Annotated in this window: 16 protein-coding genes; 10 read left to right on the top strand and 6 right to left on the bottom strand. The window is 39.9% G+C overall.

What is annotated here, in order from left to right; genetic code table 11:
* The first annotated feature begins 369 nt into the window (after positions 1-369).
* The 4 genes from aroK to MTN96_RS15305 are packed head-to-tail and all read left to right on the top strand — an operon-like array spanning position 370 to position 4210.
* Positions 370-888 (top strand): shikimate kinase AroK, encoded by a 519-nt coding sequence (gene aroK / locus MTN96_RS15320; protein ID WP_008466255.1) that lies wholly within the window; start codon positions 370-372, stop codon positions 886-888.
* Between the two features lie 29 nt (positions 889-917).
* On the top strand, positions 918-1988 hold the full coding sequence (aroB, locus tag MTN96_RS15315; RefSeq protein ID WP_248532162.1) for a 3-dehydroquinate synthase: 1071 nt from the start codon (positions 918-920) through the stop codon (positions 1986-1988).
* On the top strand, positions 1989-3305 hold the full coding sequence (locus tag MTN96_RS15310) for an AAA family ATPase (protein WP_069438816.1): 1317 nt from the start codon (positions 1989-1991) through the stop codon (positions 3303-3305).
* 53 nt (positions 3306-3358) lie between these two features.
* Positions 3359-4210: a Dam family site-specific DNA-(adenine-N6)-methyltransferase gene (locus MTN96_RS15305; protein ID WP_036981101.1), complete on the top strand. Its 852-nt coding sequence runs from the start codon at positions 3359-3361 to the stop codon at positions 4208-4210.
* Here the strand turns inward: MTN96_RS15305 and MTN96_RS15300 are convergent.
* Positions 4173-4358, bottom strand: a complete 186-nt coding sequence (locus MTN96_RS15300) for a DUF2970 domain-containing protein (protein WP_008115053.1) — start codon at positions 4356-4358, stop codon at positions 4173-4175. The two genes, MTN96_RS15305 and MTN96_RS15300, sit on opposite strands and share 38 nt — an antisense overlap.
* 4 nt (positions 4359-4362) lie before the next feature.
* Positions 4363-4662 (bottom strand): hypothetical protein, encoded by a 300-nt coding sequence (locus MTN96_RS15295; RefSeq protein ID WP_214552037.1) that lies wholly within the window; start codon positions 4660-4662, stop codon positions 4363-4365.
* Between the two features lie 298 nt (positions 4663-4960).
* On the opposite strand from MTN96_RS15295, the gene rpe reads away from it, so the two are divergent.
* The 3 genes from rpe to trpS are packed head-to-tail and all read left to right on the top strand — an operon-like array spanning position 4961 to position 7347.
* Entirely contained in the window at positions 4961-5644 is a 684-nt protein-coding gene (rpe, locus tag MTN96_RS15290) for a ribulose-phosphate 3-epimerase (RefSeq protein ID WP_028834492.1), read from the top strand.
* Complete coding sequence (locus tag MTN96_RS15285) at positions 5644-6309, top strand: phosphoglycolate phosphatase (protein ID WP_036981107.1); 666 nt, start codon at positions 5644-5646, stop codon at positions 6307-6309. The genes rpe and MTN96_RS15285 overlap by 1 nt, the downstream gene beginning before the upstream one ends.
* Positions 6310-6342: 33 nt before the next feature.
* A complete protein-coding gene (trpS, locus tag MTN96_RS15280) occupies positions 6343-7347 on the top strand; it encodes a tryptophan--tRNA ligase (protein ID WP_248532160.1) in 1005 nt (334 codons plus the stop codon).
* Between the two features lie 55 nt (positions 7348-7402).
* On the opposite strand, the gene MTN96_RS15275 is transcribed toward trpS, so the two are convergent.
* The 3 genes from MTN96_RS15275 to uvrA form a co-directional block, all read right to left on the bottom strand.
* A complete protein-coding gene (locus MTN96_RS15275; protein ID WP_248532158.1) occupies positions 7403-7882 on the bottom strand; it encodes a hypothetical protein in 480 nt (159 codons plus the stop codon).
* 72 nt (positions 7883-7954) lie between these two features.
* On the bottom strand, positions 7955-8278 hold the full coding sequence (locus tag MTN96_RS15270; RefSeq protein ID WP_248532156.1) for a hypothetical protein: 324 nt from the start codon (positions 8276-8278) through the stop codon (positions 7955-7957).
* Between the two features lie 29 nt (positions 8279-8307).
* The gene (gene uvrA / locus MTN96_RS15265) at positions 8308-11133 is read right to left on the bottom strand and encodes an excinuclease ABC subunit UvrA (RefSeq protein WP_248532154.1); all 2826 of its coding nucleotides are present in this window, start codon (positions 11131-11133) and stop codon (positions 8308-8310) included.
* 163 nt (positions 11134-11296) lie between these two features.
* Here uvrA and MTN96_RS15260 point away from each other — a divergent pair, with 163 nt between their 5' ends.
* The 3 genes from MTN96_RS15260 (at position 11297) to MTN96_RS15250 (ending at position 15303) form a co-directional block, all read left to right on the top strand.
* Positions 11297-12664 carry an MFS transporter gene (locus MTN96_RS15260; protein ID WP_036981115.1) on the top strand — a complete coding sequence of 456 codons (1368 nt, stop codon included), beginning with the start codon at positions 11297-11299 and terminating at the stop codon, positions 12662-12664.
* Between the two features lie 20 nt (positions 12665-12684).
* Complete coding sequence (gene ssb / locus MTN96_RS15255; RefSeq protein ID WP_248532153.1) at positions 12685-13374, top strand: single-stranded DNA-binding protein; 690 nt, start codon at positions 12685-12687, stop codon at positions 13372-13374.
* Between the two features lie 282 nt (positions 13375-13656).
* Entirely contained in the window at positions 13657-15303 is a 1647-nt protein-coding gene (locus tag MTN96_RS15250; RefSeq protein ID WP_248532151.1) for an EAL domain-containing protein, read from the top strand.
* Between the two features lie 29 nt (positions 15304-15332).
* Here the strand turns inward: MTN96_RS15250 and MTN96_RS15245 are convergent, their stop codons facing one another.
* Positions 15333-16241: a 1-aminocyclopropane-1-carboxylate deaminase/D-cysteine desulfhydrase gene (locus MTN96_RS15245; RefSeq protein ID WP_248532150.1), complete on the bottom strand. Its 909-nt coding sequence runs from the start codon at positions 16239-16241 to the stop codon at positions 15333-15335.
* Positions 16242-16382: the final 141 nt, after the last annotated feature.

Below are 16382 nucleotides of genomic sequence, written 5' to 3'. Positions count from 1 at the left end.
TATAAATGTACAATAAGACAGTATATAATTTTGATCATGTACTGTACTGCGGATGTATTTAAGGCTGCGTTTATGTTGTTTGTAATTCAGGCTCTTGTAAAGTTACCATGCAAAAGCTTTCATGAAGCAACAATGTAGTAACCTTAATTGCATAAATTTTAACCCTAGAAGATAAACTTGCCTATAATAAGGTGCTTTTTTGTTAACCAGTGGGTAATTATTTAGTTTAATTGCTCGTTATATGGCTTTTTATCCTAATTGACTTGAAATACCCGACCGATTACTGAGATAATCCCTTTCTTAATTTTGGGGCCAGGTCGTTAGGCGGGGTTTTATTTCAAATTTTAGAGTTCGTTTGTACTAAAAGATATGGCTGAGAAACGTAATATATTTCTAGTTGGCCCCATGGGGGCTGGCAAAAGCACGATTGGTCGTCACATCGCTGACCAATTACACCTTGAATTTGTTGATTCTGATCAAGAAATCGAACGTCGCACGGGCGCAGATATTGCCTGGGTATTCGATCTTGAAGGTGAAGAAGGCTTTAGACTTCGTGAAGAATCTGTTATTGGTGACTTAACCGAAATGCAAGGTATTGTACTTGCAACCGGTGGTGGTTCTGTAATGAGTAAAGAAGTTCGAAACAAGCTTTCGGCTCGCGGTATTGTTGTATACTTAGAGACACCGATTGAAAAGCAAGTTGCACGTACGCAACGCGACAAGCGTCGCCCATTACTGCAAACAGAAGAAGCACCTCGTGATGTACTTGAGCGCTTAGCAGAAGAGCGTGAACCATTATATAAAGAAGTAGCTGATTTTGTTGTACGCACTGATGAGCAGAGCGCGAAAGTTGTTGCTAACCAAATCATCGAGAAATTGGATTTTTAAAAGCCAGTATTAAAAAGGACTAACCCAGCATGCTTGAATTAACTGTTAATTTAGACGAGCGAAGTTATCCTATTTATATTGGTCAATCTGCACTTCAAGATACAGGCCGTCTAATCCATCACATTGGTGATTGTCGGCCTATCATCATTACTAATGAAACGATTGCACCGCTGTACCTTCAACAGTTGCTTGATTCATTAGCACAGCTAAACCCACTGCATTTTATTATTCCAGATGGTGAGCAATATAAATCACTCACTTGGTTTGAAAAAATATCGGCATTCCTACTTGAGAATAATTGCGGCCGTGACACCTGCTTAATTGCATTAGGTGGTGGCGTTGTAGGTGATTTAACTGGATTTGTTGCCGCTTGTTATCAGCGTGGCGTCCCATTTATCCAAATACCAACCACTTTATTATCTCAAGTTGATTCTTCAGTTGGCGGTAAAACAGCGGTTAATCACCCGCTAGGTAAAAATATGATTGGGGCTTTTTATCAACCCCAAGCTGTATTTATTGACACACGTTCGTTGCATACCTTACCAACACGCGAGTTTGCTGCAGGTATGGCTGAAGTTATTAAGTATGGCTTGATTTACGATACTGAACTGTTTGCTTATCTAGAGCATAACATCGCTAAATTACAACAATTAGACGAGGCGTGTTTACAGCACATCATCTTCAGATGCTGTGAAATTAAAGCGCTTATTGTTGCACAAGATGAAAAAGAGCAGGGCCTTCGTGCGTTGTTAAATTTAGGGCACACGTTTGCGCATGCTATTGAAGCGCAAATGGGTTACGGTGTCTGGTTACATGGAGAAGCGGTCGCGACAGGTATGGTGCTTGCTGCAAAGCTTGCTTATACTCGCCAAGATTTAACACGAGAAGATGTAGAGCGTATTGCTACATTAATAGCGCAATATAGCTTACCAATCGAGATACCTAGCGATATGACCAGTGAGCACTTTTTACTGCATATGCGAAAAGATAAAAAGAATAAAAAAGGGACTATCAGATTCATTTTACCCACCGAATTTGGTCATTGTGCATTAGTTGATGATGTGTCTGATGAGCAAGTCAGAGCATTGATCGAGCAATAAATGCAGTCACAAATTTTACCGAGCCGTGCGGCTTTGGTGGATAGAATCGCATTGCAATTTGAATATGGTCAAAACCTAATTGTTTTGTTGGGCACTTCTGGTTTAGGTAAAAGCTATTTGCTTGAAACCTTCATCACTGATAAATATAACGATTTTAATAAAGCGTTTGTGCAAGTTGGCGCTCAGATGACTGATGTGCAATTGATGACTCAATTATTAGAGCAAAGCTTTAATGGCCCTTTAATTGATCACAACCTGAGCTTATCACAAAATTATTATCAATTAGCGAAGCAACAACAATGCGGCGCGTGTTTATGGGTTATCGATGGCGGCAGGCACTTATCTGATGAGCTAATTGCAGAGCTCGAGCTGTTATCAAAAAGTGCGCCCAATGTGCTTTACATTATGATTGCATCGCAGTCTAAATTGCCGTTTAAAGAGGCAGTTAATATTCATTTAGAGCCATTAAACTTGGTTGAAAGTAAGCAGCTAATGGGATGGTACTTCACGGCGCTACCTTATGATGAAGACCCTGTATTTAAAACCTTTTTAGTTGAAGCCCAAGGTAACCCAAGTCTTTTATTAGCCTGGCAGCCTAGCGAACAAGTTGCTGATATTATAGTAAAAGACAAAGTATCTTGGCGCTTACAGTTGCTCACACTATTACTCATAATTATGTTATTGATTATTGGCGTTGTATACAAAGCTGATATGACCCAATGGTGGAAAAATGCTAATAGTCAAAGCGATGAGCAAGTCCTCACAACCGCTATTACAACCGAGCAAGCTATTCAAAATAAACAACAACCGGCTAAATCACCAACCCTGTTTACCTCACCACAGCCTATAACTAAAGAGCCAACTACAGATGAGCGTGCCCACAATGACGTGCCAGCAATTGTAGGAAGTTTAACTGAGCCATCGACTTTAACTGAACAAGAAAAGCCAGCACCGCCGCCGGTTGAAGAAGTCATTAGCGTACCTGAGGTGGTAAAGCAGCAAAGCCAAATGGTAAAAATACCTAGTAACTGGTACCTGGAACAACCTGAAGATAATTTTGTTATTCAGCTATTAGCCGTAACTCAGCAGCAGGTAAGTAATGAGTTTATTGCTGAACATAAGCTAGAAAGTATTACCAATACATACCAAACTAAGCGAAATGGTAAAATGTGGTGGGTGGTAACAACAGGCAGTTTTGCTAACTTAAATGAGGCAAAACAAGCACTGCAAGCACTCCCCGCTGGAGTAAGAAAAAATAAACCTTTCTATAAAAAAATTAGCAAAATAAAACAAGAAATTGCACGAGTTGATCAGTAAACTCAGTGACTTTAGTGTAAAATCGCGCAACACCGAATTGAAGTAAAGAGCCAATGCAGCAAAAGAGTAGAGCCTTCCTTAAATGGGCAGGCGGAAAATACAGCCTCGTTGAAGATATTAACGCGCGACTAAATCAAGCAAGTAAACATGCAGATACCTTGGTTGAACCTTTTGTTGGTGCGGGCTCAGTGTTTTTAAATAGTAATTTTAAACACTACGTACTTAACGATATAAATGCTGATTTAATCAATTTATATAAAGAGCTTAAACGTTCGCCGGATGAGTTTATTAGCGATGCAAAAAAACTATTTGTTGATTTAAATAACCATCCAGATGCGTATTACGATTATCGTGTGCAGTTTAACCAAAGCAGCGATGTGTATGAGCGAGCTATTTTATTTTTATATATGAACCGCCATGGTTATAACGGATTATGTCGCTATAACTTAAAGGGCATTTTTAATGTGCCTTTTGGTAAATATAAAAAGCCTTATTTTCCTGAAAAAGAAATGTACTTTTTTGCCAGCAAAGCACAAAAAGCAACATTTACCTGCTTAGGCTACGATGATGTATTTAAACTGGTCCCTAAAAATGCGGTGATATACTGCGATCCGCCCTATGTGCCATTAAGTAAAACCGCATCGTTTACCTCTTACGCTAAAGGCGGATTTAACTTAGATGATCAGGCTAATTTAGCTAACTTGGCTGAGCAAGCGGCATTTGAGAATAACACGCCAGTCCTTATTTCAAACCACGATACCGTGTGGACACGCAAAATTTACAGTCAAGCATCACTGGATAAAATTCAGGTTAAACGTACGATTAGTCCAAAGGGCGGTTCACGAAATAAAGTGGATGAGCTAATGGCTATGTATTTAGCACCGAAGTCACGGTTGCATAAATAGCCAGTACAAATAATACAAACAGTACTACGGCAATAGCTATCAGCGTAATTGGAGAGTGGTACTTAAAGTCTGTTTTGCGCTTATCTTCAGATTGAACACCAAAAAATGCAGCCAGTACGCTTTGTAACGCGCTAAAAAAGTGCTGCATTTAATTAAAATAATGGCTTGATTGAAGAGGGTTTGTGTTTGTCATCAGTACCCGTTAACAACTCTAGCAAGTCTAAGTAATGAAACTGAGCGCTACGGCTATCACCTGTTAACCAAGAGGCCCAAGACGAATCCTCTTCAATTTGAATGCAACGGGTTGCGCTATTATTAATAGCGTTGGTTTGCTCTTTATGAAGACAAATGTTGGCAGAGCTTAAATCTTGCTCAGTATTTGAGCAAAACGATACTGCTCCAATAATAACACTTACCGACGTGATTAATAATCCAATTTTAAAAGCACGCATAATATAAACCTAATAATTTAGTTCTTCGCGCAGCATAACAAAAACTGCTTAAATAATACACTTTATTTTTGTTATTGTTTATTTGTATTGTGTGTTAAATACTGAGTGACACCCGCTTAAAAACTGACTCTGTTTTTAATTATAAAGCCTACATCCTCAGCAGGTTATTCTTTTTCATGACTAGCCGCAATAAGGCTTTAACATTACTTATTTAGCGCTATTTTTTAAAGGTGGTACTTGGGTAACTTCGCTAATTAAGTTACATTAACGGCATAAATTATTCATTAACGGATTAACGATGCTCAACTGTGAACAAAAATACTTAATAGCGCCCTCAATATTATCTGCAGACTTTGCACGATTAGGCGAAGATGTCGACAAAGTGTTAGCCGCTGGTGCTGATGTCGTTCATTTTGATGTAATGGATAACCATTACGTACCTAACTTAACGATTGGCCCAATGGTATGTAAAGCACTTCGCGACTACGGGATTAAAGCCCCGATTGATGTGCATTTAATGGTAAAACCGGTAGATAGCTTAATTCCACAATTTGCCGAGGCGGGTGCATCAATTATTACCTTCCATCCAGAGGCGAGCGAGCATATTGACCGTACTTTGCAATTGATAAAAGATGAAGGTTGTCAAGCAGGCTTAGTGTTCAACCCTGCAACAAGTTTAAGCTACCTCGATCACGTAATGGATAAAGTAGATGTGATCTTATTAATGTCAGTAAATCCTGGGTTTGGTGGGCAAAGTTTTATTCCACAAACACTCGAGAAACTGCGAGAGGCAAAACAACGCATTGTTGAATCTGGACGTGATATTCGTTTAGAAGTAGATGGTGGTATTAAAGTAGATAACATAGCCGCGGCGGCTGAAGCGGGAGCCGATATGTTTGTTGCAGGCTCAGCTATTTTTAATCAGCCTGATTATAAAACGGTGATTGATGAGATGCGTCAGCAATTAGAAAGTGTTAAATAATGAAATATGAAGCAGCGTTTTTTGACTTAGACGGCACCCTAGTTGATAGCGTGTACGACTTGTATATGGCTTTAAATTTAACACTTAGCGATTTAGCGTTTCCAATTGTCAGTCAGCGATTAGTTGAAAGCTGGGTAGGTAATGGCATTGAGGTGTTAGTTAAACGAGCTCTTTGCGGCGATATGCAAATTAGTGAGCATCTCGATGAGGCTTTAAGCGAACGAGCTACCAACCTGTTTTATCAACATTACAGTGAGCAGGTCGGTGAATACAGTGTGTTATATCAGCATGTTGAAACTGGTCTTGCTGCTCTCAGTGGTATGCCTAAAGCACTTATTACTAATAAAGCACGCCGCTTTACTGAAATGCTTTTAGATAAGCTCGCTATTCGCAGTCATTTTGAAGTGATTGTTTGCGGTGATGACATGGCAAAAAAACCGTCACCTGAGCCGCTATTATTTGCTTGCGATGCATTAAATATAACGCCTGATAAAGCGATTATGATTGGTGATTCAAAGAGTGACATACTCGCAGCGCAAGCCGCTAACATTGACGTGATAGCGCTTACTTATGGGTATCATCAGGGAGAGCAGTTAGCGGATTATAATCCGCAGTACCTATGCGATAACTTCTTAGCTATAATACCGACACTAACACAGCGTTAAGCATATTTAATTAAGTAAAAATAAAGGAAAATCATGAGTAAACCAGTAGTATTAAGTGGCATGCAGCCAACCGGTGGTATGACAATAGGCAACTATGTTGGCGCTATTAACCAGTGGGTTAAGCTACAGGAAGAATATGATAGCTACTTTATGCTTGCAGACTTGCATGCAATTACCGTACGCCAAGACCCTGAATTATTGCGTGCTCGTGTACTCGATGGCGTTGCGTTATATACGGCATGCGGTATTAACCCAGAAAAAGCGGCGTTATTTGTACAATCTCAGGTACCTGAGCATGCGCAACTTGGCTGGGTATTAAACTGTTATGCGCAAATGGGTGAGCTTAATCGCATGACCCAGTTTAAAGATAAGTCGGCAACGCATGCTAATAATATTAATGTGGGGTTATTTGCTTATCCAGCTTTGCAAGCGGCTGATATTTTACTGTACCAAGCAGACAAAGTACCTGTAGGTGAAGATCAAAAACAGCACCTTGAACTAACGCGTGATATTGCAACTCGCTTTAATAATGTTTACGGCGATATTTTTACGCTGCCAGAACCGTATATTCCAGAATTTGGTGCGCGAGTAATGAGCCTGCAAGATCCACTGAAGAAAATGTCTAAGTCAGATGAAAATCCAAATGGCTTTATTATGATGTTAGACGAGCCGAAAAAGATTGAGAAAAAGCTTAAAAAAGCAGTTACCGATTCTGACGAGCAAGCGCGTATTTACTTTGATCGCAAAGAAAAGCCAGGTGTATCTAATTTACTTACACTACTAAGTGTGGCAACTAAGCGCTCAATTGAAGAGTTAGTCCCTGAATACGAAGACAAAATGTATGGCCATTTGAAAAAAGACACCGCAGCAGCTGTTGTCAGCATGATTGAGCCAATTCAAACACGTTTTAAAGAAATTCGTGAAGATCAAACACTTCTTAATGACATCATGAGATCAGGGGCTGAAAAAGCCGGCGCGCGTGCAGAAACTACATTAAAAGCAGTTTATGATGCGGTTGGGTTTATTCCACGCCCATAGGCTCGTTTATTTGCAGATACAAAAATGCCGCTAATTTAGCGGCATTTTTTGTATTTTAATGTTTTGTAGCAGAAATACCGGCAGACTCACAGGCTCTAACTATAAATTTATAACTGTAAGGCATGCTTTGATCAGGCGTTATTTCAATAATTTCGTAATCATTTAGCTCTATTGACTTACTCTGTGTTGATTTCTTACAGCGTGAATAACTGTCAGCTTCATAACTATAGGCAAACATGGCAATTAAGCGCTTACTACGTTCAAAGTAGCCTTTAGTATCTAAAAACTGCCTAACCGTTTGAGTGTTCTCATCTTCGCCTTCTAAGCGAATACCAAATGTTTTTGTCTGAGCGCCGTCATCGTCTGAAGAGGGAAGTTTTTTCTTTATTTGCTCACTCAACTTTTCTATGGCTTGCTCTTGTTCAGCGGGGGATTTATTTGCGAGCGATTGGCTATTTTCAAAGCTATTTACTATATCGTTTAATACTTTTTCAGGCGGTTTTTCATCAATAAATGCAATCAGACTTACAAACACTACCGTCGCTAAAAAAAGCGGGTTAATGCAGTTAGAAGTGGTGAGTAGCTTTGGCTAATAAACTTTATGCGATCAGATCCAAATGGCTTGATTAGTAATACTGGCATAAAATACCAAAATAACTGCTTTACCGGCGAGTGAATTCCAGAGCTGATTAAACTTAGGCCAAAATTCTATGATCAGCGCAATAATAGTAATAGTGGCACGTAGCCACGTTAACTTAAAAATGGCTAGAGTTATAAACGCAAGCAGATAAAGTTTTTGCGCGGTGTTAAGGTTAAACCATATGCTTTTTATATGGCTAAGCAGTTTAACTTGGTGTGGTTGCCAGCTTTTTTGCTGTTGCTTAAACTGCTTATTAGCATGCCATTTTGCAATTTTTAAATACCTTAACACCGACTTACCTTATCTAAAGCGTATTACCGTTATTTATTTAATAACGGTTTTAAGTAGTGCCCAGTATGAGAGCGCTGGCATTCAGTCACTTCTTCAGGTGTACCTGCAATCAGTATTTCACCGCCGCCAGCACCACCTTCAGGGCCTAAATCAACGATCCAGTCGGCTGTTTTGATTACATCTAAATTGTGCTCAATCACTACAATGGTATTGCCATGATCGCGCAGACGATGCAGTACTACTAATAATTGCTCTATATCTGCAAAGTGCAGGCCTGTTGTTGGCTCATCTAATATGTATAGTGTTTTACCGGTATCACGCTTAGAAAGCTCACGTGCTAACTTAATTCGCTGTGCTTCACCACCAGAAAGTGTTGTAGCGGCTTGGCCTAAACGGATATAAGAAAGTCCAACATCCATCAGGGTTTTAAGTTTACGTGCAATAGCCGGTATTTTATCAAAGTAGTCATGGGCATCTTCAACGGTCATGTCGAGCACTTGGTTGATGTTTTTGCCTTTATATTGTACTTCTAAGGTTTCGCGATTATAACGTTTACCCTTACACACATCACACGGTACATAAACGTCTGGTAAAAAGTGCATTTCTACTTTAATAACGCCATCACCTTGGCATGCCTCACAACGCCCACCTTTAACATTAAAACTAAAGCGACCTACTTTGTAACCACGTGAACGGGCTTCTTGAGTACCTGCAAATAGCTCACGAATACCAGTGAAAATACCAGTATAAGTGGCAGGGTTTGAACGCGGTGTGCGGCCAATAGGACTTTGGTCAATATCAATTACTTTATCAAAGTGCTCAAGGCCTGCAATTGATTTGTAAGGTGCCGCTTCTGCGGTTGTGGCACCATTAAGCTCAGTGTGAGCGAGTTTAAATAAGGTATCGTTAATGAGTGTAGATTTACCCGAACCAGATACGCCGGTAATACAGGTCATTAAGCCAAAAGGTATTTTTAAATCAACATTTTTTAAGTTATTACCAGTAGCACCAAACAGTTCTAACCATTTCTCGTTAGTAGCATGGCGCTCTTTAGGTACTTCTATTTTACGCACGCCCGATAAAAACTGGCCGGTAACCGAGTCTTTGCTTGCTAAAATATCATCGCGTGTACCTTGAGCAATAACATGGCCGCCATGTACGCCAGCACCTGGGCCAATATCAATAATATGATCAGCGGCACGAATGGCGTCTTCATCGTGTTCTACAACAATAACGGTGTTACCTAAATCACGTAAATGAACTAAGGTTTTCAATAAACGGTCGTTATCACGTTGGTGCAAACCAATGGAAGGTTCATCCAGTACATACATAACACCCACTAACCCAGCACCAATTTGACTCGCTAAGCGAATACGCTGTGCCTCACCGCCTGAAAGTGTGTCGGCGCTGCGCTCAAGTGATAAGTAATTTAGACCTACATTTATTAAGAACGATAACCGGTCGCGAATTTCTTTTAGTATCTTCTCGGCGATTTGGCCTTTTTGCCCAGTTAAATGCAAACCTTCAAAAAAGCTCATCGCCTCACCAATACTCATATGCGTAATGGTTGGCAAGTTAGTTTGACCTATAAATACATTGCGTGCTTCTTGGCGAAGGCGCGAACCTTTACAACTAGGACACGCTTGACTGGTTTGATACTTAGCTAGCTCTTCACGCACAGAGTTTGATTCAGTTTCGCGGTAGCGGCGGTTCATATTATTTAACACGCCTTCAAATACATGATTACGTGTAACTAAATCACCGCGGTCATTACGGTAATTAAATGCAATTTTAGTATCACCCGAGCCATCTAGAATAATTTTCTTATGTTCTTTTGCAAGCTCTTGATAAGGAACATCTAAATCAAACTCGTAATGTTGTGCAACTGCTTGCAACATTTGATAGTAGTAAAAGCTGCGTTTATCCCAACCTTTAATTGCACCGCCAGCTAAGCTTATTTCAGGATTATGGACCACGCGATTAGGGTCAAAGTATTGTCTTACGCCTAAACCATCACAGCTTTGACAAGCCCCTGCAGGATTGTTGAACGAAAATAAACGCGGTTCAAGCTCTGTCATCGCATAGCCACAGGTTGGACAGGCAAAATTTGCTGAAAACAGCATTTCTTCAGCATTGCTATCGTCCATAAACGCAATGTTGGCAACGCCGCCTGACATTTCAAGTGCTGTTTCGAATGATTCCGCGAGACGTTGTTGCTGGCCGTCTTTGACTTTAAAGCGATCAACCACGACTTCAATTGTGTGCTTTTTATGTAGATCTAGTGATGGTGGATCAGATAGGTCGCACACTTCGCCATCAATACGTGCGCGAATGTAGCCTTGGCTTGCAAGCTGCTCTAATAGCTTTACATGTTCGCCTTTACGGTCTTTAACAACAGGCGCCAAGAGCATTAACTTTGTGCCTTCAGGCAGCGCCAGTGTGGTATCGACCATTTGGCTGATTGTTTGCGCCGCGAGCGGTAAATCATGAGTCGGACAGCGAGGTTCGCCAACGCGTGCAAACATCAAGCGTAAATAATCGTAGATTTCAGTAATAGTTCCCACGGTTGAACGTGGGTTATGCGAGGTTGATTTTTGTTCTATGGAAATAGCAGGAGAAAGGCCTTCAATATGATCTACATCGGGCTTTTCCATTAATGACAAAAACTGCCTTGCATAAGCAGAGAGTGATTCAACATACCGGCGTTGCCCTTCTGCATACAGCGTATCAAATGCAAGTGATGACTTTCCTGAACCAGATAAGCCAGTAATAACAATTAGTTTATCACGTGGGATGGTTAGGCTGATGTCTTTTAAATTGTGCGTGCGGGCGCCTCGGACTTCAATGTTTTCCATGCTATCTCGTTTATTGCCAAAATTATTTGTTCAGTATCGCATAATACGCTGCAATATTAATCCTTGATCATCGAAAAAATCCTTAGTTATAGACGATTAATTATTGCCAAGCTTGTGATAGAATCCTTGCCTAATTTTTTAACACAGTAAGATCACGCAAATAATGACCGCATCTTCACTTAATTCACGAGAAAAACGCGCCGCCGTATCGTTAGCGAGTGTGTTTGCATTTAGAATGCTCGGCTTATTTATGCTGATGCCTGTTTTAGCTATTTATGGTCAAGAGCTTGAAGGCTTTTCACCTATCTGGATTGGTTTTGCAATTGGTGCGTATGGTTTAACTCAGGCCGTATTACAAATCCCAATGGGGAGACTTTCCGATAAAATAGGTCGTAAAAAAGTCATAGTCGGTGGTTTGGCGGTGTTTGCTTTAGGTTCGGTAATTGCCGCTTTGGCAGAGTCTATTCAAATGGTGACGGTAGGGCGTGCGTTACAAGGCATGGGAGCTATCGCCAGCGCATTATTAGCGTTTGCATCAGATTTAAGCCGTGATGAACAGCGCCCCAAAGTGATGGCGGTGATCGGCATGAGCATCGGCATGAGCTTTGCGTTTGCGATGTTATTAGGGCCGATAGTGGCAGCTTCATGGGGCATTGCAGGCGTATTTTGGCTAACGGCTATTTTGGCTGTGTGTGGTATTTTTATAGTCACTATGCTCGTTCCCAGTGCAATAAATAAAGCCCCTAAAGGCGATACGCTTGCCAGTTTTAGTGACATCAAAAAATTGATTAAACACCCACAGCTGGCACGTTTAAATGTAGGCGTATTATTGCTGCATCTAACATTAACGACTATTTTTGTAGTATTACCAAGCCAATTAATTAAAGATGGCTTAGTGGCCGAAAACCATTGGCAGCTTTATATTCCGGTTTTATTTTTGGCGTTTTTTTTAATGGTGCCAGTAATGATAGTGGCAATTAAAAAAGAGAAAGAAAAACAAGCCTTTATTGGTTCTGTTATGGTTTTAATAGTTAGCATGTTAAGTATGTCTATGTGGGCAAACAGCGTTGTTGGTATTGCAGTTTGTATGCTGTTATATTTTGTTGCGTTTAACTTTTTAGAAGCCACTATGCCGGCTCTTGTGTCGCGTATTGCTCCAGCAAGCCAAAAAGGCTCAGCCATGGGGGGGTATTCATCGAGCCAGTTTTTAGGCGCTTTTTTAGGCGGCATGCTTGGCGGGTATGTAGCACAAACAACTAGTACGCAAGCTGTGTTTGCGGCGGCGGCACTTGTTGGGGTAATATGGCTTATTATTGCGTGGAAAATGCAAGTCCCACCGAAAAGCAAAGTTATTAGTTTAATGACCCAATTAGATTCTGAAGAGCAGGCACAAACACTGGCTTCTCAGTTAGTTGCTTTACCCGGCGTAATAGAAGCAACCGTAGTTCGCGATGAAAGTCGTAGCTACTTAAAAATTAATGATAAAGAATTTGACCTAGACCAAGCCCGAAGAGTGGCTGGTTTAATCTAACGTTTATAGGAGATGGTTCCATGGCACGCGGTGTGAACAAAGTAATTTTGGTTGGTAATTTAGGGCAAGATCCTGAAGTTCGTTACATGCCTAATGGTAATGGTGTAGCAAATATTACCTTAGCAACTTCAGATAGCTATAAAGATAAAAACACTGGCCAAATGGTTGATAAAACTGAGTGGCACCGTGTGGTATTTTTTGGCAAGTTAGCTGAAATTGTGGGTGAATACTGCCGCAAGGGATCACAAATTTACGTAGAAGGAAAACTTCAAACCCGTAAATGGACTGATCAACAAGGCCAAGAAAAATACACTACAGAAATCGTTGTTGATGGCTTTACGGGTCAAATGCAAATGCTAGGTGCACGCGGTGGCGACCAACAAGGTGGTGGTTATCAAGGTAACCAAGGTGGTCAACAAAGTAGTGGCTATCAAGGAAACCAAGGCGGGCAACAAAGCGGTGGTTATGGTCAAAATAACCAAGGCCAAAATAGCCAGCAAGGCAGTTATGCTCCACAGCAGCAATCTGCACCTGCTCAGCAGCAAAACAACCAATACCAGCCACAGCAGCAAGGTGGTTTTGCACCACAACAAAATAGTGCACCACAACAGCAAGGCGGGTTTGCACCTAAGCCACAAAATGCACCGCAAGGTGGCGCATCAAACCCTATGGAACCAACAATCGACTTTGATGACGATATCCCGTTCTAGCTTACGTATAACTTAAAAGTGTAAATATAAATCACTTTTAATCAAATTTTTCATTCAAACCCAGCGTAAAAACTGGGTTTTTTATTTTTTAAGCCAAGCCCTCATTTGTTCAAACTAATATATAAATAATGACAGCTGTTTAGTTAACTAATTAAAGGCTAAATATAATGTTTATAACATTAAGTACTAACTTTTAAACCTCTGCTAAACTTTTATTGTTGGCTTGTACAATTGCAAATAGTAGACAACACTTTAATAACTTATTTGATGTGCCGGTGGGTTATGAAAGCCAGTAAATTTCACTTTACCAATTATTCAAATGCTTTGTTTTATGCTCTGTGTATCGCCTTGCTAGTGATTATTAATAGCGGTTTAAGTTTGGTTTTACAGCATCAAAACGAGCAAGTTGGTTTAAAGCTAGCGAAGCAATTGCAACAGCCATTGGCCAATGAAAATCAACTTATTGCAAATACGCCTTTTACGCTCGCCCCTAATAAAAACTCTATTTATATAGAAAAACAAAAACATTATTTTAGCGCTAACTCAAAAGGAATTTTGCTTTACTCATGGCCAGTTTGGTATAGCTATAGCTATTTGTTTTTAATAATAAACGCGTTTTTTTTGCTCGCTATGCTTTGTATTCGACGTTTTAAAAAGCCTAAAACAATAAAAAACAGCACAATAGCCTCTAAACGTCAGCAGCACTTTAATAATAAGAAAGTGCGTTATGCACCCAAAGTGAGTTCTTTACAGCTCGCTCCAATAGCGACAACTAATGTGCAGGAAGCAATTAAATATAATGTATTTGCACTTATTCAGTGTGAATGTCATTTTGATGCAAACACTGACTTACAAGCGACCTTTAACGTCTTATTGGCAAAAGACTTTATTAATACGACTGAAATATCCGTTAAGTTATTAACTGCAGGCAATTTCGCTTTTACTCTCAAAGGGATTGATGCAATTGATAAACTCAATTGCGCTAAATATTTACATCAATGCATTGTAAGTGCCGCTCATGTATTGACGCCAAGAACTGCACAGAGGCATGTAAAAGTAGGTTTATGTACTTATTATTCAGAGGCTGATCAGGTTATGGTGTATCAGTTGGCAAAGTCGGCACTTACTCTTTCACAGCAAAATCGAGTTAAGCATTATCACCAATTAGCGTTAAATTATGGTCATGTCCAAAAGCTCGATAGACACTCAATACCACAACGAATTAAAAAGCAAAAATTGGCTATTTTATTTCAACCAGTATACGAGCTCGATAGCGGCGCTATTATTAAGCATTACGTATCAATTAAAAGTAATGACAGGGGAAATAAACAATTACTTAATCAAGAAAGTATCAGTCAATTTTATAACGAAGGTGAGGCGCTATTGCACGATCAAGCGGTAGTCATGCAAGTAAAAAAACTATTGCTTATAGATAAATCATCGTCAGTTATTAGTATTAAGTTACATCCTAAAAACTGGTTTAATAACGAGTTTTGGAGCTGGTTAACTGCTTATATCAATGACTTAAAAAACCAACATACACTGCAATTTTCTATAAATGAATCAGAATTCTTAAATAATCAATTACGTTTGCAAGGCGCTTTTGCAGCAATAGCGGCACTAAACTGCAATATTGTAATTGATGATGTGAGAAGCAGTAAAAATATCTTTAAGTTTACGCTTAATAAACAAATATCAGGGCTTAACTTAGCTTCTGAACTTGTCCATGGGATAGAGCGCAGTAATTCACAACAAAAATACGTTAGGGGGATTGTGCATATGGGTAGATTATTGAGCTTATCAGTATTTGCACTTGATGTGGAGACGCATCAGGAGCTACAACTTTTAAAAGTAATAGGCATTAGCGGCGCGCAAGGAGGATATTTTTCTAAATTACTCCCCAATTATACTCAAGTCGCATTTCACTAATGCTAAGCAATTAACAAGTTAAATATACTCTACACTAATTTGCGATATTTTAGCCCTTCTAAACCTTGCAACCCACCAGTATGTATTGCAATAATTTTGCTGTTAGGGGCAAAGTAATCATTATTGATGAGCTGCCAAAGTGCGTACATCATTTTACCACTGTAAATAGGCTCCAAGGGTAATTGATGTTGCTGCTGCATGTGTTGGCAAAACTGCCATAACTCAGCTGTAAAACGACCATATCCACCACCGTGAAATTGCGTAAGTAGTTGCCAGTTATTTTGTGATTTTGCTTTAGGACTAAGAGCGCGTATTTCGTCCCGCAGGTAGTCGGCTTGCTTCAAAACAGCAATCCCTAGTAGGTTGATTTTATTTGAGCTGCCCTCTATCAATCCAGCCAAGGTGCCGCCACTGCCAGTTGGACAGATTAAGTAGTCGTGCTCAGGTAAACTCTGGGCAAGCTCTTTACATCCCTCTATAGCAAACTCGTTAGTGCCTCCTTCAGGTAGAATGTATGCGTTTGGAAAGCGTGCCTGTAATGCGGCTAAATAGGCTTCATCATGTCGTTGTTTGTACTCTATACGATTGACTGCATATAACTGCATACCACATTGCTGTGCAAATTTTAGAGTAGGATTATTTAGATCAAGCTGTGGGCCGCGCACAATTGCGTGGGTTGTTAAGTTAAACTCTTTACCAGCAGCGGCGCACGCATGAATATGATTTGAAAAGGCCCCACCAAATGTAAGTAATTCAGATTTACCCAGTTGTTGCATACGAACTAAATTGTATTTGAGCTTTCGCCATTTATTACCGCTGATAAGTGGATGCAATAAATCATCGCGCTTAATAGCTAAAGTTATTTTTTTGTCTGTTAGTAATTCACTGGTAATTGTTTGTAAATAGCTATGTTCATTAATACTGAATGGTATTGGCATTATCACTCTTTTTCATTAGTTACATTATGAATGTGCTGTGTAATAGCGTTATTTTGACTCAGTTTTTATTACTTAAGCAAACTAAAAAATATGAATACGCGGCTAAATTGGCATCTTATATAGCGTAAAATGCAGATAAAT

The organism is Pseudoalteromonas sp. 2CM28B (genome assembly GCF_023161935.1).
This window is presented reverse-complemented; position numbering and strand designations above follow the sequence as displayed.